The sequence below is a fragment of the Pseudomonas sp. IzPS59 genome, from assembly GCF_014863505.1.
Taxonomy (GTDB): domain Bacteria; phylum Pseudomonadota; class Gammaproteobacteria; order Pseudomonadales; family Pseudomonadaceae; genus Aquipseudomonas; species Aquipseudomonas kribbensis.
The window spans coordinates 1,226,658-1,250,735 of sequence record NZ_CP062251.1 but is presented as its reverse complement, the minus strand read 5'-3'; the positions used below and the strand labels follow the sequence as shown (position 1 = coordinate 1,250,735).

At 60.7% G+C, this 24,078-nt stretch carries 22 protein-coding genes; 9 read left to right on the top strand and 13 right to left on the bottom strand.

All coding sequences use genetic code 11. The features are described 5' to 3' along the window. The first annotated feature begins 1 nt into the window (after position 1). From IF189_RS05455 to IF189_RS05440, 4 genes are all read left to right on the top strand, one after another. Positions 2-937, top strand: coding sequence for an ABC transporter permease (locus IF189_RS05455; RefSeq protein ID WP_007954664.1), 936 nt, complete (start codon positions 2-4; stop codon positions 935-937). Continuing rightward, positions 927-1,736 (top strand): ABC transporter permease, encoded by an 810-nt coding sequence (locus IF189_RS05450; RefSeq protein ID WP_085697286.1) that lies wholly within the window; start codon positions 927-929, stop codon positions 1,734-1,736. Before IF189_RS05455 ends, IF189_RS05450 begins: the two co-directional genes overlap by 11 nt. Positions 1,737-1,785: 49 nt before the next feature. Continuing rightward, positions 1,786-3,210 (top strand): gamma-aminobutyraldehyde dehydrogenase, encoded by a 1,425-nt coding sequence (locus IF189_RS05445; protein ID WP_192552947.1) that lies wholly within the window; start codon positions 1,786-1,788, stop codon positions 3,208-3,210. A 146-nt stretch (positions 3,211-3,356) separates the two neighbouring features. Further along, positions 3,357-4,841 carry an APC family permease gene (locus tag IF189_RS05440; RefSeq protein ID WP_085611445.1) on the top strand — a complete coding sequence of 495 codons (1,485 nt, stop codon included), beginning with the start codon at positions 3,357-3,359 and terminating at the stop codon, positions 4,839-4,841. On the opposite strand, the gene IF189_RS05435 is transcribed toward IF189_RS05440, so the two are convergent. Continuing rightward, entirely contained in the window at positions 4,831-5,010 is a 180-nt protein-coding gene (locus tag IF189_RS05435) for a hypothetical protein (RefSeq protein WP_225739946.1), read from the bottom strand. The two genes, IF189_RS05440 and IF189_RS05435, sit on opposite strands and share 11 nt — an antisense overlap. 448 nt (positions 5,011-5,458) lie before the next feature. Between IF189_RS05435 and IF189_RS05430 the strand changes: the two genes are divergently transcribed. After that, positions 5,459-5,944 carry a Bro-N domain-containing protein gene (locus IF189_RS05430; RefSeq protein WP_114881530.1) on the top strand — a complete coding sequence of 162 codons (486 nt, stop codon included), beginning with the start codon at positions 5,459-5,461 and terminating at the stop codon, positions 5,942-5,944. Positions 5,945-5,999: 55 nt separating this feature from the next. On the opposite strand, the gene IF189_RS05425 is transcribed toward IF189_RS05430, so the two are convergent. Further along, entirely contained in the window at positions 6,000-6,185 is a 186-nt protein-coding gene (locus IF189_RS05425) for a hypothetical protein (protein WP_039769577.1), read from the bottom strand. A 403-nt stretch (positions 6,186-6,588) separates the two neighbouring features. Between IF189_RS05425 and IF189_RS05420 the strand changes: the two genes are divergently transcribed. Then, complete coding sequence (locus IF189_RS05420) at positions 6,589-8,217, top strand: glucan biosynthesis protein D (RefSeq protein ID WP_134825599.1); 1,629 nt, start codon at positions 6,589-6,591, stop codon at positions 8,215-8,217. 12 nt (positions 8,218-8,229) lie between these two features. On the opposite strand, the gene IF189_RS05415 is transcribed toward IF189_RS05420, so the two are convergent. From IF189_RS05415 to IF189_RS05400, 4 genes are all read right to left on the bottom strand, one after another. Next, a complete protein-coding gene (locus IF189_RS05415) occupies positions 8,230-8,763 on the bottom strand; it encodes a GNAT family N-acetyltransferase (protein WP_192552946.1) in 534 nt (177 codons plus the stop codon). A gap of 91 nt (positions 8,764-8,854) precedes the next feature. Continuing rightward, positions 8,855-9,961 carry an NADH:flavin oxidoreductase/NADH oxidase gene (locus IF189_RS05410; RefSeq protein ID WP_192552945.1) on the bottom strand — a complete coding sequence of 369 codons (1,107 nt, stop codon included), beginning with the start codon at positions 9,959-9,961 and terminating at the stop codon, positions 8,855-8,857. Positions 9,962-10,243: 282 nt separating this feature from the next. Then, a complete protein-coding gene (gene recJ, locus IF189_RS05405) occupies positions 10,244-11,953 on the bottom strand; it encodes a single-stranded-DNA-specific exonuclease RecJ (protein ID WP_192552944.1) in 1,710 nt (569 codons plus the stop codon). 54 nt (positions 11,954-12,007) lie between these two features. Next, positions 12,008-12,550, bottom strand: coding sequence for a YaeQ family protein (locus IF189_RS05400; RefSeq protein ID WP_192552943.1), 543 nt, complete (start codon positions 12,548-12,550; stop codon positions 12,008-12,010). Positions 12,551-12,696: 146 nt separating this feature from the next. On the opposite strand from IF189_RS05400, the gene IF189_RS05395 reads away from it, so the two are divergent. Both IF189_RS05395 and IF189_RS05390 read left to right on the top strand, forming a co-directional pair. Next, on the top strand, positions 12,697-13,896 hold the full coding sequence (locus IF189_RS05395) for a CaiB/BaiF CoA transferase family protein (protein ID WP_085688875.1): 1,200 nt from the start codon (positions 12,697-12,699) through the stop codon (positions 13,894-13,896). Beyond that, complete coding sequence (locus IF189_RS05390; RefSeq protein WP_134825595.1) at positions 13,823-14,803, top strand: TIGR02285 family protein; 981 nt, start codon at positions 13,823-13,825, stop codon at positions 14,801-14,803. The genes IF189_RS05395 and IF189_RS05390 overlap by 74 nt, the downstream gene beginning before the upstream one ends. A gap of 173 nt (positions 14,804-14,976) precedes the next feature. Here IF189_RS05390 and IF189_RS05385 read toward each other — a convergent pair whose 3' ends face one another. The 7 genes from IF189_RS05385 to xerD all read right to left on the bottom strand — a co-directional run bounded on the left by IF189_RS05385 (position 14,977) and on the right by xerD (position 22,123). Beyond that, entirely contained in the window at positions 14,977-15,258 is a 282-nt protein-coding gene (locus IF189_RS05385; protein WP_119429023.1) for a DUF3509 domain-containing protein, read from the bottom strand. Positions 15,259-15,422: 164 nt separating this feature from the next. Next, positions 15,423-15,830, bottom strand: coding sequence for a DNA-binding protein (locus IF189_RS05380; protein WP_192552942.1), 408 nt, complete (start codon positions 15,828-15,830; stop codon positions 15,423-15,425). Between the two features lie 118 nt (positions 15,831-15,948). Further along, positions 15,949-17,322, bottom strand: coding sequence for a transporter substrate-binding domain-containing protein (locus tag IF189_RS05375; protein ID WP_134825610.1), 1,374 nt, complete (start codon positions 17,320-17,322; stop codon positions 15,949-15,951). 119 nt (positions 17,323-17,441) lie between these two features. Beyond that, positions 17,442-18,851, bottom strand: a complete 1,410-nt coding sequence (gene thrC, locus IF189_RS05370) for a threonine synthase (RefSeq protein ID WP_134825593.1) — start codon at positions 18,849-18,851, stop codon at positions 17,442-17,444. Between the two features lie 66 nt (positions 18,852-18,917). Further along, positions 18,918-20,222, bottom strand: coding sequence for a homoserine dehydrogenase (locus IF189_RS05365; protein ID WP_011332618.1), 1,305 nt, complete (start codon positions 20,220-20,222; stop codon positions 18,918-18,920). A gap of 131 nt (positions 20,223-20,353) precedes the next feature. After that, the gene (gene dsbC / locus IF189_RS05360; protein WP_085711641.1) at positions 20,354-21,085 is read right to left on the bottom strand and encodes a bifunctional protein-disulfide isomerase/oxidoreductase DsbC; all 732 of its coding nucleotides are present in this window, start codon (positions 21,083-21,085) and stop codon (positions 20,354-20,356) included. Between the two features lie 141 nt (positions 21,086-21,226). Then, positions 21,227-22,123: a site-specific tyrosine recombinase XerD gene (gene xerD, locus IF189_RS05355; protein ID WP_134825592.1), complete on the bottom strand. Its 897-nt coding sequence runs from the start codon at positions 22,121-22,123 to the stop codon at positions 21,227-21,229. A gap of 108 nt (positions 22,124-22,231) precedes the next feature. On the opposite strand from xerD, the gene IF189_RS05350 reads away from it, so the two are divergent. Further along, positions 22,232-24,043, top strand: coding sequence for a cation:proton antiporter (locus tag IF189_RS05350; protein ID WP_192552941.1), 1,812 nt, complete (start codon positions 22,232-22,234; stop codon positions 24,041-24,043). The last annotated feature ends 35 nt before the right edge of the window (positions 24,044-24,078 follow it).

Genomic DNA, 24,078 nt, shown 5'->3' with positions numbered 1-24,078 from the left:
CATGACCGCCCTCGCCCTCCCTCAATCGGCGCCGTTGCGCAGGTTTTCCAACCTGCTGTATCGCAAGCCGAACCTGTACCTGTCGATGCTGCTGGTGCCGCCGTTGCTGTGGTTCGGCGCGATCTATCTGGGCTCGCTGCTGGTGCTGTTGTGGCAAGGTTTCTACACCTTCGACGACTTCACCATGGCGGTCACGCCTGACCTGACCCTGGCCAATTTCGCCGCACTGTTTCAGCCGTCGAACTTCGACATCATTCTGCGCACCCTGAGCATGGCCGTCGTGGTGTCGATCGCCAGCGCCATCGTCGCGTTCCCGATTGCCTACTACATGGCGCGTTACACCACCGGCAAGACCAAGGCGTTTTTCTACATCGCGGTGATGATGCCGATGTGGGCCAGTTACATCGTCAAGGCCTACGCCTGGACGCTGCTGCTGGCCAAGGGCGGCGTGGCGCAGTGGTTCGTGCAGCACCTGGGGCTGGAGCCGGTTCTGCAGTTCATTCTGGGGATTCCCGGAGTTGGCGGCAGCACCTTGTCGACCTCGCATCTGGGCCGGTTCATGGTGTTCGTCTACATCTGGCTGCCGTTCATGATCCTGCCGATCCAGGCCTCGCTGGAACGCTTGCCACCGTCGTTGCTGCAAGCCTCCGCCGACCTCGGGGCCAAGCCGCGCCAGACCTTCATGCAGGTGATTCTGCCGCTGTCGGTGCCGGGCATTGCCGCCGGTTCGATCTTCACGTTTTCGCTGACGTTGGGCGACTTCATCGTGCCGCAACTGGTGGGCCCGCCGGGCTACTTCGTCGGCAGCATGGTGTACGCGCAGCAAGGCGCGATCGGCAACATGCCGATGGCTGCGGCATTCACGCTGGTGCCGATCGTGCTGATCGCCATTTACCTGTCCATCGTCAAACGACTGGGGGCCTTCGATGCACTCTGAAAAAGCATCTCTCGGTCTGCGCATCGCAGCCTGGGGCGGGCTGGTGTTTCTGCACTTCCCGATCCTGATCATCTTCCTCTACGCCTTCAACACCGAAGACGCGGCGTTCAGCTTTCCACCGAAAGGCTTCACCCTGCACTGGTTCAGTGTGGCGTTTTCCCGGCCGGACGTGCTGGAAGCGATCAAGCTGTCGTTGCAGATCGCAGCCATTGCCACGCTGATCGCGATGGTGCTCGGTACGCTGGCTTCAGCGGCGCTGTACCGCCGGGACTTCTTCGGCAAACAGGGCATTTCGCTGATGCTGATCCTGCCGATTGCACTGCCGGGGATCATCACCGGGATCGCGCTGCTGGCGACCTTCAAGACGCTGGGGATCGAGCCGGGGATGTTCACCATCATCGTCGGCCACGCGACCTTCTGCGTGGTGATCGTCTACAACAACGTCATCGCCCGTTTGCGCCGCACTTCACACAGCCTGATCGAAGCGTCGATGGATCTTGGCGCCGACGGCTGGCAGACCTTCCGCTACATCATCTTGCCGAACCTCGGCTCGGCGTTGCTCGCCGGCGGCATGCTGGCGTTTGCGCTGTCGTTCGACGAAATCATCGTCACCACCTTCACCGCCGGCCATGAACGCACCTTGCCGCTGTGGTTGCTCAACCAGTTGAGCCGCCCACGGGACGTGCCGGTGACCAACGTCGTGGCGATGCTCGTGATGCTCGTAACCATGCTGCCGATCCTCGGCGCCTACTACCTGACCCGGGGTGGCGAGAGCGTGGCCGGCAGCGGCGGCAAATGATTCCCTGACCTTTCCCACCCTGAATTTGCAGTAGAAAGAGGACAACAACATGCAAACCAAACTCTTGATCAACGGCCACCTGGTCAACGGCGAAGGCCCGGCGCAACCGGTGCTCAACCCGGCGCGCGGCGAAGTGCTGGTGGAAATCAACGAAGCCACCGAAGCCCAGGTCGATGCCGCCGTGCGCGCCGCCGACAGTGCCTTCGCCGAATGGTCGCAGACCACGCCGAAAGACCGTTCGCTGTTGCTGCTCAAACTCGCCGACGCCATCGAAGCCCACGGCGAAGAACTGGCGAAACTGGAATCGGACAACTGCGGCAAACCCTACAGCGCCGCGCTGAATGACGAGATCCCGGCGATTGCCGACGTGTTCCGTTTCTTCGCCGGCGCCAGCCGTTGCATGAGCGGCTCGGCCGGTGGCGAATACCTGCCCGGCCACACCTCGATGATCCGCCGCGACCCGGTGGGCGTGATCGCCTCCATCGCACCGTGGAACTACCCGCTGATGATGGTCGCCTGGAAAATCGCCCCGGCCCTCGCCGCCGGTAATACCGTGGTGCTCAAGCCGTCGGAGCAAACCCCGCTGACCGCGTTGCGTCTGGCCGAACTGGCGTCGGAAATTTTCCCGGCCGGTGTCCTCAATCTGGTGTTCGGTCGTGGGCCGAGCGTGGGCAGTCCGCTGGTGACCCATCCGAAAGTGCGCATGGTCTCGCTGACCGGTTCCATCGCCACCGGTTCGAACATCATTTCCAGCACCGCCGACAGCGTCAAACGCATGCACATGGAGCTGGGTGGCAAGGCTCCGGTAATCATCTTCGACGATGCCGACATTGATGCGGCGGTCGATGGCATTCGTACCTTCGGCTTCTACAACGCCGGCCAGGACTGCACCGCCGCCTGCCGGATCTACGCCCAGCAAGGTATCTATGACAAGTTCGTCGAGAAACTCGGCGCGGCGGTCAGCAGCATCAAGTACGGCTTGCAGGATGATCCGTCGACCGAACTGGGGCCGCTGATCACCGCCCAGCATCGCGACCGCGTGGCCGGGTTTGTCGAGCGCGCTGTCGCGCAATCGCACATCCGCTTGATCACGGGTGGCAAGGCTGTCGAAGGCAACGGCTTCTTCTTCGAACCGACCGTGCTGGCCGATGCGCAGCAGGACGACGAAATCGTCCGTCGCGAAGTGTTCGGGCCGGTGGTGTCGGTGACCAAGTTCACCGATGAAGCCCAGGCGCTGGAATGGGCCAACGATTCGGACTACGGCCTGGCGTCCTCTGTATGGACGGCGGATGTCGGACGCGCCCATCGCCTGTCAGTACGGTTGCAGTACGGCTGCACCTGGGTGAATACGCACTTCATGCTTGTCAGCGAAATGCCCCATGGCGGTCAGAAATTGTCCGGCTACGGCAAGGACATGTCCATGTACGGGCTGGAGGACTACACCACGGTTCGGCATGTGATGTTCAAGCACTAAAAGCATCCCCCCCGGCTTCAAGGCAGAAACCGGTCATTCGCATTACCAGGCATTCAAAACAATAACTACCGATCCGGGCGGCGCTCACCAAGCCCCGCCACGGTTTCGGCCATCCGAAATCTGCCGATTTCACGGAGCAAACACACATGAGTGCATCACCCGATCTCTCAGCCGCCGTTGCCGACAGCGATGCCGAACAACTGCGCCAACTGGGCTACACCTCCAACTTCAACCGCAGCATGAGCCTGTGGGAAAACTTCGCGTTGGGCTTCACGTATCTGTCACCGGTCGTAGGGGTTTATACCCTGTTCGGCCTGTGCCTGGCCGCCGGCGGGCCACCGATGTTCTGGGCCTATTTGCTGGTTGGCTGCGGGCAATTGCTGGTGTGCCTGATCTTCGGCGAAGTGGTTTCGCAGTTCCCGATTTCCGGCGGTGTTTACCCGTGGGCACGGCGTCTGGTGGGCAAGAAATGGGCATGGATGGTCGGCTGGATCTACTCCATCGCCCTGTGCGTGACCATCGCCGCCGTGGCGGTCGGCGCCGGCCCGTACCTCGCGGCCATGCTGGGCTTTGAGCCGAGCAACAACACCAACATCGTCATCGCCCTGGTACTTACGCTGTTCGCCACCTTGGTGAACCTTAGCGGCACCAAAGTGCTGGCGCGGATCGCCATGTTCGGCTTCCTCTGCGAACTGGTGGGCGCAGTGATCGTCGGCGTGTACCTGCTGATTTTCGAGCGTCACCAACCGATCAGCGTGCTGTTCAACACTTTCGATATCAGCGTTGACGGCTCCTACCTGCCGGCGTTCCTCACCGCGTCGCTGGCGGGGATGTTCCTCTACTACGGCTTCGAAGCCTGCGGCGATGTCGCCGAAGAAACTCCGAACCCGAGCAAGAAAATCCCGGTGGCCATGCGCATGACCATCTACATCGGCGGCATCGCGGCAATGTTCGCTTGCCTGGCGCTGATCCTCGCCGTGCCGGACATGCAAGCGGTGATCAACGGCACCGACAAGGACCCGGTCACCACCATCCTCAACAACGCCTTCGGCCCGATAGGCTCGAAAGTGGTGATGGGCGTGGTGATGATTTCCTTCATCTCCTGCGTCATCAGCCTGCAAGCAGCGGCGAGTCGTCTGCTGTATTCCTACGCTCGTGATGAAATGGTCATCGGCAGCCGACTGCTGAAAAAGATTTCTCCTACGACCCAGGTGCCGGTTGCTGCGCTGTTCGTGTCCGGCGTCCTGCCCGGCCTGATCATCGCCCTCGGCTTCTTCCTGCAAGACGCCGTGGCCACCATCGTCAGCTTTGCCGCCATCGGCATCTACCTCGCGTTCCAGATGATCGTCCTCGCCGCCCTGTACGCCCGCAGCAAAGGCTGGAAACCCAGCGGCAAATTCACCCTCGGCGCCTGGGGCTGGCCGGTGAACATCGGCGCGCTGGTCTACGGCGTCGGCGCAATCATCAACATGGCCTGGCCACGCACGCCGGATGCGGCGTGGTACATCAACTACGCGATGGTGCTGAGCACCGTGATCGTGATTGGTCTGGGGCTGGTTTACATGTGGATTGGCAAGCCGTATGACCATGGGAAGGCGCCGGCTGGGGATGCTTGGAAAGTTAGCCGCTGATTTGAATAGCCCCGGCATCGTTGTTTGATTCCGGGGCTTGATCGGCATCGTCTCCGCGAAGCAAAACCATCAAATCGTCGGTACGCCATTTGATATCCGCTTTTCCGCGCACCTTGTCGAAACAATCTTCAGGATCTTTCGGACGGCTGCCCTTGCTGTGTTTGTTCAATGGTCTGCTCCGGGTCACCGCAGTAATCGGTTTCAGTTGGATAGATATAGGAAACTCACGGGGAGAAGTGGAGCTTTCGTAAGCTCACGGCAAATACAGGAAACTCCTACAGATCCGCCCTTCTTGAAATAGCTGCAATTCCTACAACATCCGTCGGCAGAGTAGACTTGGCGCTGCTAGCGCCTGACCGATAGGCTTTATCCCGTCGCTGCCCAATCAGCGGCCCGGGGTCGAAGCCGGTACATCATCAACATGGCGCAACTGCGTCCTCCATAGAAACCGAGGCTTTTTTGCCTTTCGGATTCGCGTTATGGCGGACCGTGTGGCGCGGGCCTCTCGGCTTCCATGTTGATCGAGAATGTTCCGACTTCGAACGCCGCACGGTTCGCCTCCCAAATCTGTCGAAGGATTAGGCGGCTCTCATTTCAACATGGAGTAGAAATTGACTATGCACGCGCAAAACTCACCTGAGACCCAAACGCACTTTATCCCTACGGTTTTCACCCGCCACAACCGCTTCCTCCATGCTCTCCTGCTCGATCACCAAGCCTGGTTCTGCGCTCAGGATCTCGGCCGCATGATGGGCCATCCCTTGACCCCACGTGTCACCCTGAAACTCGACCCCGACCAACGCCGCACCGTCCGGCTGCGCAAGTACGGCAAAGTTGTCGAGACACCGATGGTCAGCGAATCCGGCATGTACACGTTACTCGTGCACCATTTCATCCCGGAAAACCGCAATCTGCGGCAATGGCTGAGCAATGAGGTGATTCCCATCCTGCGGGAAACCAGCTCAGCAACAGAGGAAAACTACCCGAGCCTGAGCTCGGTGCATTGGGCCGGCGTCACCGTGCCGCTGCTCCACTGGCAACAACAGGCCTGGGTGAAATGGCGGGACATGCCTGAGTTGATGCTGGCGCAGCGTCCCCGGTAAACCTCAAGAATGAAAAAGGGGCGGACTTCACAGTCCGCCCCTTTGGTTTTTCACTTCAAAACCGCGAAACACTCCTCATCGCATCCACCAGATACCGCATCGCAATCCGGTCGCTTTCCGACAACTCCCGGTAACGCTCCACCAGTTTCAGTTCATCGGGACTGAGCCGGCGTCTTCGCCGGACGTTGGTGAGGCAGGGAAAGATGCCCAACATTTCGGTAATGCCTTGTCCTTTTGCCATGGACGTTGTCCTTTTCCAGTACGTCAGAATTTTTCCAAAACCGCATCGCCCTGCTCCCTCAAGCAGCGATTCGAGCCCTGCCCGCCCGAAAGGTCGAGACCGGCCATGCCCATAGAATAGAAATTAAATCGGCGCTGAAAAGTGGTTTTTAGAGTAATTAGTCGAAAAAAGCAGATATGCCCTGTAAATCAGAAAAGGCTGTGGGATAAGTAACCGTAACGTCTTGTTTCATTGAGACGCTGTCGCCGTGTAATCAAGGAATTTTGCAAAATCAGCGAACGGATTAAGCTAGCGCGCATCTGTTACTAGTCCGTAGCGTTTGGCCGAAGGCTTGTCCGAACCGTAATTTCTGATCCAGTACGTGCCAGGAACGGCGCGGGATTGTCCACGACAGGTTGTATCTATGCACCGCAGGAATTTGCTCAAAGCGTCCATGGCCATTGCGGCTTATACCGGCCTATCGGCCACGGGCCTGCTGGCCTCCCGCGCCTGGGCCGCCTCTGGCGGTGCCGCCGACGGTGAAGCCCAGGCCTTCGACTTCGAAACGCTGAAGCGCCAGGCCAAACAACTGGCCGGCAGCGCGTATCAGGACACCAAACAGGTGCTGCCGCCGACTTTGGCGACCATGACCCCGCAGAACTTCAACGCGATCCGCTACGACGGCGAACATTCGCTGTGGAAGGAGAACAAGGGTCAGCTCGATGTGCAGTTCTTCCACGTCGGCATGGGTTTCCGCCAGCCGGTGCGCATGTACAGCGTCGATCCGAAGACCCGCACGGCCCGCGAGGTGCATTTCCGCCCTCAACTGTTCAACTATGAGAACACCTCGGTCGACACCCAGCAGCTCAAGGGCGACCTGGGTTTTGCCGGCTTCAAGCTGTTCAAGGCTCCGGAGCTGGATCGGCATGACGTGGTGTCGTTCCTCGGCGCCAGCTACTTCCGCGCGGTGGATGCCACTGGCCAATATGGCCTCTCCGCCCGTGGCCTGGCCGTCGACACCTACGCCAAGAAACGCGAAGAATTCCCGGACTTCACCAAGTTCTGGTTCGAGACCCCGGATCAGAACGCGACCCGCTTCGTGGTCTACGCTCTGCTCGACTCGCCGAGCGCGACCGGGGCCTATCGCTTCGACATCGATTGCCAGGCCGAGCGCGTGGTGATGGAAGTCGATGTTCACATCAACGCCCGCACCGCCATCGAACAACTGGGCATCGCCCCGATGACCAGCATGTTCAGCTGCGGCACCCACGAACGCCGGATGTGCGACACCATTCACCCGCAAATCCATGACTCGGATCGTCTGGCCATGTGGCGCGGCAACGGCGAGTGGATCTGCCGTCCGCTGAACAACCCGGCGACCCTGCAATTCAACGCCTTCGCCGACACTGATCCGAAAGGTTTCGGTCTGGTGCAGACCGACCACGAATTCGCCAACTATCAGGACACCGTCGACTGGTATAGCAAGCGGCCGAGCCTGTGGGTAGAACCTACAACCGCGTGGGGCGAAGGCTCCATCGATCTGCTGGAAATTCCTACAACAGGCGAAACCCTCGACAACATCGTCGCGTTCTGGACGCCGAAAAAACCGGTAGCTGCCGGCGATTCGCTGAACTACGGCTACAAGCTCTACTGGAGCGCCCTGCCGCCGGTCGGTACGCCGCTGGCGCGGGTGCATGCGACCCGTTCCGGCATGGGTGGATTCGTCGAAGGCTGGGCACCGGGCGAGCATTACCCACCGGTCTGGGCCCGTCGTTTTGCCGTGGACTTCACCGGTGGCGGTCTGGATCGCCTGCCCCAGGGCACCGGGATCGAACCGGTGGTCACTTGCTCCAACGGCAAGGTGCAGGACTTCAGCGTGCTGGTGCTGGATGACATCAAGGGTTACCGGATCCTGTTCGACTGGTACCCGACCAACGACAGCGTCGATCCCGTGGAACTGCGGCTGTTCATCCGCACCAACGACCGCACGCTGAGCGAAACCTGGTTGTACCAGTACTTCCCGCCAGCGCCGGACAAGCGCAAGTACCCTTGATGCGTTGAGCCGTCAGGCCAACGGGCAGTATAAGTGGATATCGTGGGGTTCCAGATCAAACAGCTCGGGATCCGGTTGCTTCAATAACCGGCAACCCTGGCGCTGGTAGAACTCCACGGTATTGCGCGATTCGGTCGCCGAGACGTACAACGCATCGGCGCCGACCTCTCGGCCATGCTCGCAAGCCAGGGCAAATAAGCGCCCGCCCAATCCCTGCCCGCGCCAGGCACGGCTGATGTGCAGGAACTTCAACTGCCGCATTTTCAGGCCCTGATTGTGAATAAACCGGTTATCCACAACCACCGCCGCCACGAGTGCCTCGCCATCGAAAATCCCGTGTAGCCAGCCGCCGCTGCGCCAGCACTTTTCCAATGCCCGCGCATTCTCTTCCGCTTCTCCTTCGGGCCAGCCGCGCATGTCGAAACGCGCCGGATACAGAATCAACTCAGCGTTTTCCACGCGATAACATTCCTCGACCAACTCACTGCGGTCGATCAGCGCCAGCAGTGGCAAGTCGGATTCAGTCAGCGCTCGTTCGATCAACATTGCGGTCCATTCCCTTGCGATTCCGGACGGCAGACAAGAAAAAACCCGCCGGTTCAATGGCGGGTTTTATAGGCTGTGCGGCGGGTCGGAATCAATCCCGCAGATCAGACTCATGAATCGGCTGATCCCGATGGGTCGCACGTTGATACTGCGCCGGCCACACCGCTTTGCGTCCGCCCAGATCATCGTCGGCATGCAGCGGCCAGTAAGGATCACGCAGCAACTCACGGGCAAGGAAGATGATGTCGGCCTGACAGGTCCGCAGGATGTGCTCGGCCTGGGCGGGCTCAGTAATCATTCCGACGGTTCCTGTGGCGATGCCTGACTCCTTGCGCACCCGTTCCGCGAAGCGTGTCTGATAACCCGGTCCCACCGGAATCTCCGCGTTCGCTGCGGTGCCACCCGAGGATACGTCGATAAGATCCGCGCCAAGGGTTTTCAGGCGTCGCGCCAGCTCCACGGTTTCATCAGGGTTCCAGCCGTCTTCCACCCAGTCGGTAGCCGACAGGCGTACGAAAACCGGCAGTTCTTCTGGCCACACCGCGCGCACTGCCTCAGTCACTTGCAGCACGAGACGAATGCGGTTTTCGAACGAACCTCCGTACTGATCGCGGCGCTGATTGCTGAGCGGCGAGAGAAACTGGTGCAGCAGATAACCGTGCGCCGCATGCACCTCGACCACGCTGAAACCGGCGGTCAGCGCACGTTTGGCTGCGGCCACGAAGTCCTGGATGACTTGGGCGATCTGACTCTCATCAAGTTGTTTGGGTTGGGTGTGTTGCGGGTCGAAGGCAATCGGCGAAGGCCCGACCGGCGTCCAGCCGCCGTCCTCCGGTTTGACGCTGCCGTGCTTGCCGATCCACGGCCGATGGGTGCTGGCCTTGCGCCCGGCGTGGGCCAGTTGAATGCCGGCCACTGCGCCCTGCGCATTGATGAATCGGGTGATGCGTTGCAGCGGTGCGATCTGTTCGTCGTTCCACAGGCCCAGGTCTTCGGCGGTGATCCGCCCGTCAGCCGTGATCGCCGTGGCTTCGGTAAACACCAGGCCCGCGCCCCCCACGGCTCGGCTGCCGAGATGCACCAGATGCCAGTCGTTGGCCAGGCCATCGACGCTGGAGTACTGGCACATGGGCGACACGGCAATGCGGTTGGACAGGGTCAGTTGGCGAAGGGTAAAGGGTTCAAGCAGCAGACTCATGGGGCACCTCTCAAATCAGTGGGCAGGCTCCAGGGTTCTGTTTGAAAAGTCGACGAGTGACAGGAAAAAGGTGCAGCACCCGCCCCCGCGGGCAAAAAATTCGACAAGACGTCACAAGGCCAATCAAGCAGTGCTTAGAGCCTAGTCGACATCCGGGGATGAGGGAGGGTTCAGAGTGATTCTGTGTATGTAAGTCCGCCATCGTCGGAACGCCGCCCGGAGCAAGCTCGCTCCCACAAGGACAACAGCGTACCTGTGGGAGCGAGCCTGCTCGCGATTGGCTCAACGCGGTTCGATGTGGGCAATCATCAGTTGTACGGTTTCATTGCCGCGAAACTGGTTGAGATCGAGCTTGTACGCCAGTTCGACCCATTTGATCGTCGGGTTCGGCCAGATATCGCGATCGATGCCGAAGGCGATGCCATCGAGCTTCACCGATCCGCATTCCGTTTTCAGCACCACTTTCAGGTGCCGCTCACCGACCACCCGCTGTTCGACCAACTGGAACACGCCATGAAACAGCGGCTCCGGAAAATGCTGGCCCCACGGCCCGGCGTGACGCAGGGCACGGGCCAGTTCCAGATGAAATTCCTCGACTGCCAGCGTGCCGTCCGACAGCAGGCGCCCGGTCAGGTCTTCTTCGCGAAGTTGCCTGCGCACTTCGGCGTCGAATGCCTCGGCGAACAACGGAAAATTCTCCTGCGGCAAAGTCAAACCAGCCGCCATCGCGTGGCCGCCGTACTTCGCGATCAGATCCGGATGCTGCGCCGCGACCACGCTCAGCGCGTCACGGATATGGAACCCCTGCACAGAACGTCCCGAGCCCTTGAGCAAACCGTCGCCAGCATCGGCGAACGCGATGGTCGGGCGGAAATACCGCTCTTTCATCCGCGAAGCCAGGATACCGATCACACCCTGGTGCCATTCAGGATCGAACAGACACAACCCGAACGGCATCGACTCGACCGGCAAGTCCTTGAGCTGGGCCAGCGCCTCACGCTGCATGCCCTGCTCGATGGATTTGCGGTCCTGGTTCATGCCGTCCAGTTGCGCGGCCATTTCCCGGGCCAGCGCAGCGTCGTGGGTCAGCAGGCATTCGATGCCCAGGCTCATGTCATCCAGACGCCCCGCCGCGTTCAGGCGCGGGCCGACGATGAATCCGAGGTCGGTAGACGTGATGCGCGAAGCTTCGCGCTTGGCCACTTCCAGGATCGCCTTGATCCCGGGCCGTGCACGCCCGGCGCGAATCCGCTCCAGCCCCTGATGCACCAGAATCCGGTTGTTGGCATCCAGCGGCACCACGTCGGCAACGCTGCCCAGCGCCACCAGATCCAGTAGTTCGCCGATGTTCGGTTGTGGCTTGCTCACGTACCAGCCGAGGCTGCGCAGGCGCGCACGCAAGGCCATCAATACGTAGAAAATCACCCCGACCCCGGCCAGCGCCTTGCTCGGGAACTCGCAGCCAGGCTGGTTCGGGTTGACCAGCGCATCGGCCTGCGGCAGCTCATCGCCGGGCAAGTGGTGGTCGGTGATCAAGACCTTCAGGCCGTGACGTTTCGCGGCCGCCACACCTTCAACGCTGGAAATACCGTTGTCGACGGTGATCAACAATTGCGGCTCGCGGGTCATCGCGACTTCGACGATTTCCGGGGTCAGACCATAGCCGTATTCAAAGCGGTTCGGCACCAGATAATCGACGTGCGCCGCGCCCAGCAGGCGCAAGCCAAGCACGCCCACGGTGCTGGCCGTCGCGCCGTCGGCGTCGAAGTCACCGACGATCAGGATCCGCTGACGCTGCTCCAGCGCCGTCACCAGCAGGTCCACCGCCGCATCGATCCCCTTGAGCTGCTGGAACGGAATCAACCGCGCCAGGCTCTTGTCCAGCTCCGCCTCGGACTGCACGCCCCGCGCCGCGTACAGGCGGGTCAGCAGGGGTGGCAGTTCACCGAGAAACGGCAGAGTGGCGGGCAACGGGCGAGGATCGATACGCATGGGGTGACAGAAGCTTCTCTTGAATACGTGGGATTTTTCGGGAGTAACGCGGACTTAGCCGCGCTCGCCTTGCAGCCAGGTGAGCTGGACTTCGTGTTGACCACGGTCGTCGGTGACGAAGATCGTGCCTTCGCTGATCATCACGTCCCACTTGATGACGCGAGGCATGTCCTGGGCCAGGGTTTCCAGCACTTCCTGCGGGACAGCGGCAATGTTGACGTTCTTCAGGTTTTTGATCGCCGGAATCACCTTGCCTTCCCAGACACGCAGGCTGCCGTAGGCCAGCAGGCTAGTGCGCTCGGTGCGACGGGAGCACCAGGTCAGGCGATCCGCATCAGGCTGGCCGACTTCGATCCAGTGCAGGACGCGGTCGTCCAGGCTCTTTTCCCACAGCGCAGGTTCATCGACGTCCGACAGACCACGACCAAACGACAGTTGCTCGTTGTACCAGAGCGCGTAGGCCAGCAGGCGCACGGTCATGCGTTCTTCGGTTTCCGAAGGGTGACGGGCGATGGTCTGCTTCACGTTCTCGTAGATGCTGCGGTCAAGATCGGTGAGGTTCAGTTCGAATTTGTAGGTAGTGGACGGCTGGGCCATGAACGGGCTTCTTGATACGAGGAAAGTCGGCAAGTCTAACCGATGCTGTAGGCAATCCACGAATTGATGGCGATCAACCTTGCGCGACTGACAGCCGGCTATGTTAAAACGCTGTATCTGCTCAGCCTTGTCCTACAGGATTTCGCATGCCGTTCGCCAACAAACCGCTCAGCGGTCTGAAAGTCATTGAATTGGGTACCTTGATTGCCGGGCCGTTTGCCTCGCGCATTTGCGGCGAGTTCGGTGCCGAAGTGATCAAGATCGAATCGCCGGACGGCGGTGATCCGCTGCGCAAGTGGCGCAAATTGTATGAAGGCACATCATTGTGGTGGTTCGTCCAGGCCCGCAACAAAAAGTCCCTGACCCTGAACCTGAAACACCCCGACGGCCTGGCGATCCTGAAAAAGCTGCTGGGTGAAGCCGACATCCTGATCGAGAACTTCCGCCCCGGCGTGCTGGAGAAACTCGGCCTGAGCTGGGAAACCCTGCACGCGCTGAATCCGAAACTGGTGATGGTGCGCCTCTCGGGCTTCGGCCAGACCGGGCCGATGAAGGATCAGCCAGGTTTCGGCGCGGTCGGCGAATCCATGGGCGGCCTGCGCTACATCACCGGTTTCGAGGACCGCCCACCTGTGCGCACCGGGATTTCCATCGGTGATTCGATTGCGGCCTTATGGGGTGTGATCGGCGCGTTGATGGCCCTGCGTCATCGCGAGGTCAACGGTGGACTCGGCCAAGTGGTCGATGTGGCCTTGTACGAAGCGATCTTCGCCATGATGGAAAGCATGGTCCCTGAGTTCGATGTGTTCGGATTCATTCGCGAGCGTACCGGCAACATCATGCCAGGCATCACGCCTTCGTCGATCCACACCAGTGCCGACGGCAAGCACGTGCAGATCGGCGCCAACGGCGATGCGATCTTCAAGCGTTTCATGCTGATCATTGGCCGTGAGGATCTGGCGAACGACCCTGCACTGGCGAGCAATGACGGGCGCGACACCCGCCGTGACGAGTTGTACGGCGTGATCGATCGCTGGGTCAATTCGCTGCCGCTGCAAACCGTGCTGGACCTGTTGAACCAGGCCGAAGTCCCGGCCAGCCGGATCTTCAGCGCCGAAGACATGTTCAACGATCCGCAGTACCTGGCCCGGGAAATGTTCCTGCACGCCAAACTGCCAGACGGCAAACCTTTCAAGATGCCCGGCATCGTGCCGAAACTCTCTGAGACACCCGGCACGTCCGAATGGGTCGGACCGCAGCTCGGTGAACACAATGCGCAGGTACTCCACGATCTTGGCTACGACGAGAAGCAGATCGCCCGGCTGCGCGAAGACGGAGCCATCTGAGCTGAAACGCCGACAGGCCTCAGCCTCCAACAGCGCCCGCCACTGGTGGACGTGGCGGCTGTTCGGCCTGCTTTTTCTGCTGGTGCTGCCAGCCTGGGCCCAGGCCAAGCCAACGCTGATCTGGCTGCTGCGTGACCTGCCGCCGCTGACCATTTTCGAAGGCCCGAAAAAGGGCCAGGGCGTCATCGATCAACTGATGCCGATGCTGATAGCCGGCATGCCGCAGTACGAACACACCTTGATGCGGGTCAACCGCGCGCGGGGTCTCCAGATGCTCCATGAACATCCGTTTGCCTGCGATCCGTCGCTGCTCTGGAACAGGGAGCGGGCACAGTGGATTGCGTTCTCCATTCCTGCTTTCCGCGCAGTCAGTAATGGTCTGGTGGTTCGTCGCAAAGATCGCGAAATGCTGGAACCCTTTCTGGTCGAGGACCAGGTCGATCTGTCGGCGTACCTCGCCAACGGCGAGAGAAAAGTCGGGGTGGTGGCCGAGCGCAGTTATGGCGAATACGTCGACAATCTGCTGCGTCAGGCACCCAGTGGCTCGCTGACGCCGCACTATGGCAACGATGCCCTTAGCAGCCTTCTGTCGATGCAGCGACTGGGCCGGCTGCAAGCGGTACTGGGTTACTGGCCGGAAATCCGCTATCAGGCGCGTCAGGTTCAGATCGCCGAAGACGAGCTGGAGTTTTTCCCCGTTCACGGTGCGGACAAGTACATCTCGAGCCATGTCGGCTGCACCGACACCACCCAGGGTCGCCAGGCGATCCGCGAAATCGATCAACTGCTGCGCACCCTGCCCCACGAACACCTGAATCAGCTCTACGCCCAGTGGCTCGACCCTGAAATGCGCCCGGACTACCTGGAGCAGGCACAGACTTTCTTCCAGCAGCAGGCCACGCAGTAGATCCCGGACAAAAGAAACCCCGAGAAGTGGGGAGACGACTCGGGGTTAAACGTGGTCTGTATCAAAGACCCGTAGCAGCAAGCGACAAGCACCGGAGCACAATGCTTGATCCTGCTGTTATGGGGTCTGACTGACCTGGATGCAGGAAGGTTCCCACAAAAAACCAATCAGTTTCAGAGCAGTGGGCGCTTGTCGCGGGCAACGTTGCGCAATGCAGCGATCACACAGGGTTCCAGCCGGCCTTCGGCGATCAGGATGTCGCGATGCAAACCATCGACCACATCCGTCAGTTGGCGCTTGTCGCTCAACTGCGCCCGATTGAATTCACGTTCCACCACGATGGCGCCACTGCCGTTCTTCAGTGTCACCAGGCATTCACCCTGCAGACCGCGAGGGGTCAGCGTTACCTGATACGGGCTCAGAGCCTCACCGAGCAATAGACTGATACTTTCCATCTCGATCTCCACTCAATAGTCCGAAAACACAGTGCCTGGGGCGTGTCCACAGTAAATGACCACCGGCCCGAGAAGAAAGTTCTGCATATCGGCGGCCTCTGCGGGAGCGTCACCGACCTGTCGGAGCATGCATGGAGAAGATGACAGAAAAATAACCGATGGCTTCAGGCGCTGACCGAACGTCGGGGCGACGACAGATAGCGATCGAGCAGATTGCGCATCAGCACCGCCGAAACCGGTGTATACAGTCTGCCCAGAAGCTGCACCCCGCTCTCCTCCAATAAGGATTCCAGGTCGGCCAGTACGCTGGGAGCAACCACCCCCAGCAGAATCAACGCTTGAGCATCCCGTCGGGCAACCAGATGGTTGATCAGTGCCAGCCCCTCACCACTTTTGAGCTGCGGATTGCAAATGGCGATATCGACAGGCCCCCGACGATCCAGCGAGCGCTTTGCCGCTCCCAGCGAAGGCGCGGTCAACACGTCGTAGATTCCAATGGCGTTGAGCATCTGGTGCAACGCCATCAACTGAAACGGGTCGGGTTCGAGAAGCAGGATTTTGAGCGAGCGCATTGGACGACCTCTTGCACGACAATCGCGGTTTCTCGCCGCAGTGGATTGTCACTCTAGGGCAGTCGTCCTAAGCCTCCCATCAGAAAAGTAGCCAGGTTTTATAGGACATTTCCGATGTTCAAGGCAGACATCGACACCCGCTATCGGTCTGCCTCTGAATGATGTCTGTCCAGCCCCCCAGCAAGCCGCGCAGCGCCCCATCAGCACCGTAAAAAGGCACCGTCCACTGATAGACCTGCCGAGAACCGCCCTTGAACATCAGCTGTCGCCTGCTGAAGCGCGTCTTGCGGGTGCGCAGTTGCACCATGAACTCATCATGAAGCATCAATGCGGTGGCCTGCGGAAGCACGTCGAGCTCACACAGCGTCCGCCCCTGCACCTGTTCAAAACGCACGCCGAGCGCCTCTTCATAACTGCGATTGCACATGATCAGGCGCCCCTGCAGGTCACGCACGAACACCGGGTCCGGCAAGGCATCGATCAACGCATGCTGAAACGCCAGTTGATCGCCCAGGTCTTTCTCCACCTCACGTCGCTGCTTTATCTCGACAGCGAGCCGGCGGCTCCACAGCAGCGAAAACAGGCCGAACACCCCGAGCACGCCCATGCCCCAGCATCCCCACTTGATCACCAGCGTCCCGAGCGAGGGCGCTGGAGCAGGGGAAATGCCGTCCAGCCATTTCAGGCGCATTGCACGCAATTCGGCTGTCGAAAAGGCTCCAAGGGCTTTGTTGAGAATACTCAGCAACTCAGGCAAGCCCTTGCGCACGGCCAGATGATCCGCCTCCCACTTGCCCTCCACCAGACCTCCGACCTTGAGCAGGCCTGATGGAAACAACTGCGCACCAATCTCGTTTTCAATGGTGGCGTATGCCTCGCCACTCTCCACCAGCGCCTTGGCCTCGGCGTAAGTCTTGACCGAACGTATTTCGATCAGCGGATGCTCGCGTCGGATAATGTCCTCCAGTGCATGCCTGGCCGGCAGCACCAGAACCCGTTTCTCCAGCTCTTCAAGCGACTGCACCGCCGGCAAACCTGCCCGCCCGACGAATACCCACCCCGCTCCCCCGAAGGCATGGCTGAAATCGAGAAACTGTCGGCGCTCCTCGTTCATCGCCAGCGTAGTACTGATGTCGGCGTCACCGCTTTCGAGCCGCTCCAGCATGTGGTTGGTGGAGAACGACTCCTGATGCACGAACTGCAAACCGGTCATGGCGCTGATGTGCTTGAGCACATCGTTGTTCAAGCCGCTCCACTGACCGTGTTCGTCCTGAAACAGATACAAGGGATACTGCACCGAGGCGACTGTCACCCTGGGGTTTTCACGAATCCACTGTTGCTCCTGCGCGTCCAGCTCAATGGGCTGGATGTTCAACTCTGCCCCTTCTGAATGCATCGTCAAATGGGCCGCCTCGGTCAATTGCAGAACCCCCGACAGCCCCAATAAAAACAACCAGCTCAGCGCTGGCCTCAATCCTGAATAAAACCGCATTGCCACATCCTTCGTCATCGACTCGCCCGTCCTTCGTGGGCGAAACACGCGCAGTGTGGCATGCAAAAACAAGAAAGCCCGTCAGGAGACGGGCTTCAAAATGTGACAACTTTCAGGGTTTAAAGCGGCTTGCCGCGATTGCCATGCTGGCTGACAAAGGCTTGCACGGCTTTCAGCTCGTTTGCCAGAACGGTGCAGCGCTCTTCTCTCTCAAACAAATCAGAAAGGTGTGCAGGTAGTTCGAGAGCTTTTCCTACACCGGCTTTCTCCACCGCGTCCGGGAACTTGACCGGATGTGCCGTACCCAGGATCACCATCGGGATATCCAGGCTGCGACGGCATTCGCGAGCGGCTTTCACGCCGATGGCGGTGTGCGGATCCAGCACTTCACCGGTCTGCTCGTAGACTTCGGCGATGGTTTCGCAGGTTTGCGCGTCGTCCACAGCCAGCGAGTCGAACAGTTTGCGGGCTTCGGTCCAGCGTTCCGGTTCGACGCTGAAACCGCCGCCCTGCTTGAACGAGTCCATCAGGCCGGCAATCGCCGCGCCGTTGCGACCGTGCAGGTCGAACAGCAGACGTTCGAAGTTCGACGAAACCATGATGTCCATCGACGGCGACAGCGTGGCGTGCAGGGTTTCCTTGACGTACTGGTTGCCGCTCATGAAGCGGTGCAGGATGTCGTTGCGGTTGGTGGCGACGATCAACTGGTTGATCGGCAGGCCCATGTTGCGTGCCAGGTAACCGGCGAAGATGTCGCCGAAGTTGCCGGTCGGCACCGAGAACGACACCGAACGTGCCGGGCCGCCCAATTGCAGGGCTGCGTGGAAGTAGTAAACGATCTGGGCCATGATCCGAGCCCAGTTGATCGAGTTCACCGCCACCAGGCGCGTGCCCTTGAGGAAGCTCTGGTCGGCGAAACTGGCCTTGACCATTTCCTGGCAGTCATCGAAGTTGCCTTCGATGGCGATGTTGTGGATGTTCTCACCGAGGATGGTGGTCATCTGCCGACGCTGCACTTCGGACACACGGTTGTGCGGGTGCAGGATGAAAATGTCGACGTTTTCGCAGTGCTTGCAGCCTTCGATCGCGGCCGAACCGGTGTCACCGGAAGTGGCGCCGACGATCACCACGCGCTCGCCGCGCTTTTCCAGCACGTAGTCGAGCAGACGACCGAGCAGCTGCAGGGCGAAGTCCTTGAACGCCAGGGTCGGGCCGTGGAACAGCTCCATGACCCATTCGTTGCCGTTCAGCTGACGCAGTGGCGCAACCGCGTTGTGGGCGAACACACCGTAGGTTTCTTCGAGAATCTTTTTGAAATCGGCGTCCGGAATGCTGCCGGTGACGAACGGGCGCATGACGCGGAAAGCCAGCTCGTGATACGGCAGGCCGGCCCAGGAAGCGATTTCTTCCTGGGTGAAACGTGGCAGGTTTTCCGGGACGTACAGACCGCCGTCGGTGGCAAGACCGGCCAGCAGGACGTCTTCGAAATTCAGGGCCGGTGCCTGGCCGCGGGTACTGATGTAACGCATGACTGACTCCAATGGACAGTGTTCACGACACCGGGCCCGCAGACGGGCCCAGTGAAGGAGATCGGCTTAGTTCAGGTGCTCGACACGGATCCGCACGACCGGACCGACCACGCCCGCCAGGGCTTCAAGGGCGGCGATCGCATCGTTGATGTGCTGTTCCAGCACGCGGTGGGTCAGCAGGATCATCGGCACCAGACCGTCGTGTTCCTCGACTTCCTTCTGCATGATCGACTCGATGTTGATGCCGCGCTCCGAGAGGATGCTCGCCACCTGAGCGAGTACGCCCGGGTGGTCCTTGGCCTGGATACGCAGGTAGTAGGCGCTTTCGCAGGCTTCGATCGGCAGGATCGGATGGGCCGACAGCGAGTCCGGCTGGAAGGCCAGGTGCGGCACGCGGTTTTCCGGGTCGGAGGTCATGGCGCGAACCACGTCCACCAGGTCGGCGATCACCGACGATGCGGTCGGCTCCATGCCGGCGCCGGCACCGTAGAACAGGGTCGAACCGGCAGCGTCACCGTTGACCATCACCGCGTTCATCACACCGTTGACGTTGGCGATCAGACGATCGGCCGGGATCAGCGTCGGGTGTACGCGCAGCTCGATACCGGCGGCGGTGCTGCGTGCCACGCCCAGGTGCTTGATGCGGTAGCCCAGCGCTTCGGCGTAGTTCACGTCGGCGGTGGTCAGCTTGGTGATGCCTTCGGTGTAGGCCTTGTCGAACTGCAGCGGAACACCGAACGCGATGGACGCCAGGATCGTCAGCTTGTGCGCGGCGTCGATGCCTTCGACGTCGAACGTCGGATCGGCTTCGGCGTAACCCAGCGCTTGCGCTTCGGCCAGCACGTCTTCGAAGGTGCGACCCTTCTCGCGCATTTCGGTGAGGATGAAGTTGCCGGTGCCGTTGATGATTCCGGCGACCCAGTTGATACGGTTGGCGGACAGGCCTTCACGGATCGCCTTGATCACCGGAATGCCACCGGCTACCGCCGCTTCGAACGCCACGATCACGCCTTTCTCGCGTGCCTTGGCGAAAATTTCATTACCGTGAACGGCAATCAGAGCCTTGTTCGCGGTGACCACATGCTTGCCATTCTCGATGGCCTTGAGTACCAGCTCGCGGGCAACGGTGTAGCCGCCCATCAGCTCTATGACGATGTCGATCTCAGGGTTCGTGGCCACTTCGAAGACATCGTTGGTAATCGCAATACCGGTCGTCTGGAACTGAGGCTTTGGCGTGCGCATGGCAATTTGTGCCACTTCGATTCCACGCCCGGCACGACGAGCGATTTCCTCGGCGTTGCGCTGAAGTACGTTGAAGGTACCGCCACCGACGGTCCCTAACCCACAGATGCCTACTTTGACCGGTTTCACTGTGAACTCCCCATAAAACGGCCGACGCGAGGCCGGCCGTGAAAACAACCGCGCAATCGCGGCTCTCTATTGATGGCCCGGCCATGTTGCCGCCGGGCCACGCTCGTCACGCCTTGGCGCGACGATGCGAATTACTTCGCGCCCAGCGCCAGTTTGGCGACTTGTGGCGCAGGCTGGTAGCCCGGAATGACTTGTCCGTCAGCCAAAACGATGGCCGGCGTGCCGTTCACGCCGATCGACTGACCGAGGGCGAACTGTTTGGAAACCGGGTTCTCGCACTTGGCGGCCTTGATTTCCTTGCCATCGACCATTTTGTCCATGGCCGCTTTCTTGTCTTTCGAGCACCACACGGCTTGCAGTTGCTCGTCACCCGGCGAGCCCAGGCCCTGACGCGGGAACGCCACGTAGCGCACTTCGATGCCGCGCTTGTTCAGCTCAGGTACTTCGGCGTGCAGCTTGTGGCAATACGGGCAAGTGGTGTCGGTGAACACGGTGATGTGCGACTTGGTCTCGCCCACGGCCGGGTAAACCACGGTCTCGGCGACCGGAATCCCGTTGATCAGTTTGGAAATGCCCAGGCGTTCGGTCTTCTCGGTCAGGTTGACCGGTTTGCCATCCTTGAGCTGGAACATGTAGCCCTGAACGATGTACTGGCCGTCGGCGCTGGCATAGAGCACGCGGCTGCCCTTGAGCTTGACTTCGTACAGGCCCGGCAGCGGGCTGGCGGTGATGGTGTCCACCGGAACGTCGAGCTGGAGGTTTTCCAGGCTCTGGCGGATGGCTTTGTCGGCCGCATCATCGGCGACGGCAAAGGTGCTGACCAACGCAATGGCTGCGGCGGCGAAAATCTGGGTCAGACGCATGTGAACTCCTGAAGGCGGACAAATGGAACGATCAGAACGCCCGTGCCGGAACACCGGGTCATAACCGTCCATCGTGCAAACCGGCAAAGCCTACCACATAAGGCTCCCGTGGCCGAATGCGCCTGTCGCAAGGCAGAACGCTCAGCCGCGAGGGTGATGTCTGGCGTGCAGATCCTGCAACCGCGCACGGGCGACGTGCGTGTAGATCTGCGTGGTCGACAGATCGCTGTGGCCCAACAGCATCTGCACCACGCGCAAGTCGGCGCCATGGTTGAGCAAGTGTGTGGCAAACGCGTGACGCAGAGTATGCGGCGACAGCGACTTGCCGATCCCGGCGACCTTGGCCTGATGCTTGATGCGGTGCCAGAAGGTCTGCCTGGTCATCTGTTCGCCGCGCTGGCTGGGAAACAGCACATCGCTGGGGCGCCCGCCCAGCAACTCGCCGCGACCGTCGCGCAGGTAGCGCTCGACCCAGACTATCGCTTCCTCGCCCATTGGCACCAACCGCTCCTTGCTGCCCTTGCCCATCACCCGCAACACGCCCTGCCGCAGGTTGACCTGCTCCAGGGTCAGGCTGATCAGCTCGGTCACCCGCAGACCGCAGGCGTAAAGGACTTCGAGCATGGCACGGTCGCGCTGGCCGATGGCTTCGCTCAAATCTGGCGCCTTCAGCAGCGCTTCCACGTCGGCTTCCGACAGGGATTTGGGCAACGGCCGGCCCAGTTGCGGCATGTCGACACGCAAGGTCGGATCGACCGGGATCAGTTTTTCCCGCAGCAAATAGCGATAAAAGCCACGCACGCCTGAGAGAAATCTCGCGGTGGAACGGGGTTTGTAGTTCTGCTCCAGACGCCAGGCCAGATGATCGAGGATCAACTCGCGCCCGGCATTGATCAGTTCGAGATTTTTCTCCTGCAGCCAGCCATTGAATAGCGCGAGATCGCTGCGGTAGGCATCGCGAGTGTTGTCGGACAGGCCTTTCTCCAGCCACAGGGCATCGAGGAATTGGTCAATCAGCGGGTGGTCGATGGCAGGCATGGGCACTCTGGGCGCGCCGGCACAGGCACGGCGCGCAAATAAACAGTGAACGGTTGAAAGGCTCGCTAGTCTTTCATAGCCCGCTATTTCAAGGAACAGGGAGCTTCAATGAACGAGCAGCAAATTCTCTTGGCCTTCGGCGGTATCGGTGCTGCCGCTCTGGGCTGTCAATGGCTGGCGTGGCGGCTGAAGTTGCCGGCGATTCTGTTTCTGCTGTTGACCGGCATTCTCGCCGGCCCCGTGCTGGGCTGGCTCGACCCGCAGGAAATGTTCGGTCCGCTGCTGATGCCGCTGGTGTCACTGGCAGTGGCGCTGATCCTGTTCGAGGGCAGTCTGACCCTGCACCTGTCGGAGTGGCGCGAGATCGGCAGCGTCGTGCATCGGCTGGTGACCCTCGGCGCGCTCTCGACCTGGGCAGTGATTGCGGTGGCGACCCACTGGCTGCTGGGCTTCGACTGGCTGCTCGCCATCCTGTTCGGCAGCCTGACGCTGGTTACCGGGCCGACCGTGATCGTGCCGATGCTGCGCGTGGTACGACCGAAGGCTTCGATCGCCAACATCCTGCGCTGGGAAGGGATTGTGATCGACCCGATCGGCGCGCTGCTTGCGGTGGTGGTCTACAGCTTCATCATTGCCCGGACCGAAGGCCATGGCCTGGAACAGAGCCTGCTCACGTTCGGCGGGGTGATTGTCTGCGGCAGCGCGTTCGGCATCGCCGGTGGCTGGCTGCTCGGCACGATTATTCGACGCCAATGGCTACCGGAGTATTTGCACAATCTGGCATCGCTCGCCGCCGTGCTGGGGATATTCATTGCCGCCAACCAGACCATGCACGAATCCGGGCTGCTGGCGGTGACGCTGATGGGCATGTGGCTGGCGAACATGAAGGGCGTGGATGTGCGGCACATTCTGCACTTCAAGGAAAACCTCAGCGTTCTGCTGATTTCCGGGCTGTTCATTCTGCTGGCGGCGCGGCTGGACCTGAATGCGCTGATCGGTCTCGGGCCACTGGTGCTGATTTTGTTGCTGGTGATCCAGCTTATCGCCCGACCACTGAACGTAGTTTTGAGTACCGCCGGTTCGAGCCTGAGTTGGCGTGAGCGTGCATTGTTGTGCTGGATCGCCCCGCGCGGGATCGTCGCGGCGGCGGTCTCGGCAATCTTTGCGATTCGCCTGGATGAAGCAGGCCATGAAGGCGCGCTGTTGCTGGTGCCGCTGACCTTCGCCGTGATCATCGGCACCGTCGTGCTGCAAAGCGCGACTGCCCGGCCACTGGCGCGTCTGTTGAAGGTGGCGGAACCAGCACCCAGCGGTTTCCTGATCGTTGGTGCAAACGGCCCGGCGCGCCTGCTCGGCAAGTCCCTGCAACAACTGGGCAGCCGAGTGCTGCTCACCGATTCGAGCTGGGAAAACATTCGGGCGGCACGCATGGATGGTTTGCCGACCTACTTCGGTAATCCGGCCTCGCAGCACGCGGATGCGCATCTGGATCTGGTGGGGCTGGGACATTTGCTGGCGCTGTCACCGTCCGGCGAACTCAATACGCTGGCAGCCATGCGCTTTCGACATGACTTTGGCCATCAACGCCTGTTCGGACTGGCCAGCGGTCATGAAAGCAGGCGCAGCGACAAGCACCGCGCCAGCCTGGAACATCGCGGCAATCAACTGGGAAGCGAGGCGCTGACTTACGCCAGGCTGGCCAGCCAGTTGGGCCAGGGCGCCGACCTGTACAGCACGACGCTGACGGACGGGTTTGGCTGGGACGATTACCGGGCGCTGCATGGCAACCGCGCGACACTGCTGTTCATGCGCGATGACAGTGGCTGGGTGCATGTGGTGACGCCGGAGACCGTGCTGAAACCGGGGCCGGGGTGGACGTTGCTGGCGTTGATTCAGCCTGAGGTCAGCGGCGGCGCATAAATCCAATCGCGGGCAAGCCCGCGAATGCCGCGACT

Coding starts and splice junctions, on each gene's coding strand:
- IF189_RS05445 (WP_192552947.1), top strand. CDS start 1,786: ATGCAAACCAAACTCTTGATCAACGGCCACCTGGTCAACGGCGAAGGC.
- IF189_RS05420 (WP_134825599.1), top strand. CDS start 6,589: ATGCACCGCAGGAATTTGCTCAAAGCGTCCATGGCCATTGCGGCTTAT.
- thrC (WP_134825593.1), bottom strand. CDS start 18,851: ATGCGTTACATCAGTACCCGCGGCCAGGCACCGGCCCTGAATTTCGAA.
- IF189_RS05455 (WP_007954664.1), top strand. CDS start 2: ATGACCGCCCTCGCCCTCCCTCAATCGGCGCCGTTGCGCAGGTTTTCC.
- dsbC (WP_085711641.1), bottom strand. CDS start 21,085: ATGCGTCTGACCCAGATTTTCGCCGCCGCAGCCATTGCGTTGGTCAGC.
- IF189_RS05410 (WP_192552945.1), bottom strand. CDS start 9,961: ATGAGTCTGCTGCTTGAACCCTTTACCCTTCGCCAACTGACCCTGTCC.
- IF189_RS05450 (WP_085697286.1), top strand. CDS start 927: ATGCACTCTGAAAAAGCATCTCTCGGTCTGCGCATCGCAGCCTGGGGC.
- IF189_RS05430 (WP_114881530.1), top strand. CDS start 5,459: ATGCACGCGCAAAACTCACCTGAGACCCAAACGCACTTTATCCCTACG.
- IF189_RS05440 (WP_085611445.1), top strand. CDS start 3,357: ATGAGTGCATCACCCGATCTCTCAGCCGCCGTTGCCGACAGCGATGCC.
- recJ (WP_192552944.1), bottom strand. CDS start 11,953: ATGCGTATCGATCCTCGCCCGTTGCCCGCCACTCTGCCGTTTCTCGGT.
- xerD (WP_134825592.1), bottom strand. CDS start 22,123: ATGCCTGCCATCGACCACCCGCTGATTGACCAATTCCTCGATGCCCTG.
- IF189_RS05385 (WP_119429023.1), bottom strand. CDS start 15,258: ATGGAAAGTATCAGTCTATTGCTCGGTGAGGCTCTGAGCCCGTATCAG.
- IF189_RS05425 (WP_039769577.1), bottom strand. CDS start 6,185: ATGGCAAAAGGACAAGGCATTACCGAAATGTTGGGCATCTTTCCCTGC.
- IF189_RS05375 (WP_134825610.1), bottom strand. CDS start 17,322: ATGCGGTTTTATTCAGGATTGAGGCCAGCGCTGAGCTGGTTGTTTTTA.
- IF189_RS05415 (WP_192552946.1), bottom strand. CDS start 8,763: ATGTTGATCGAACGAGCGCTGACTGAATCCGACTTGCCACTGCTGGCG.
- IF189_RS05400 (WP_192552943.1), bottom strand. CDS start 12,550: ATGGCCCAGCCGTCCACTACCTACAAATTCGAACTGAACCTCACCGAT.
- IF189_RS05350 (WP_192552941.1), top strand. CDS start 22,232: ATGAACGAGCAGCAAATTCTCTTGGCCTTCGGCGGTATCGGTGCTGCC.
- IF189_RS05380 (WP_192552942.1), bottom strand. CDS start 15,830: ATGCGCTCGCTCAAAATCCTGCTTCTCGAACCCGACCCGTTTCAGTTG.
- IF189_RS05390 (WP_134825595.1), top strand. CDS start 13,823: ATGCGCAGGTACTCCACGATCTTGGCTACGACGAGAAGCAGATCGCCC.
- IF189_RS05395 (WP_085688875.1), top strand. CDS start 12,697: ATGCCGTTCGCCAACAAACCGCTCAGCGGTCTGAAAGTCATTGAATTG.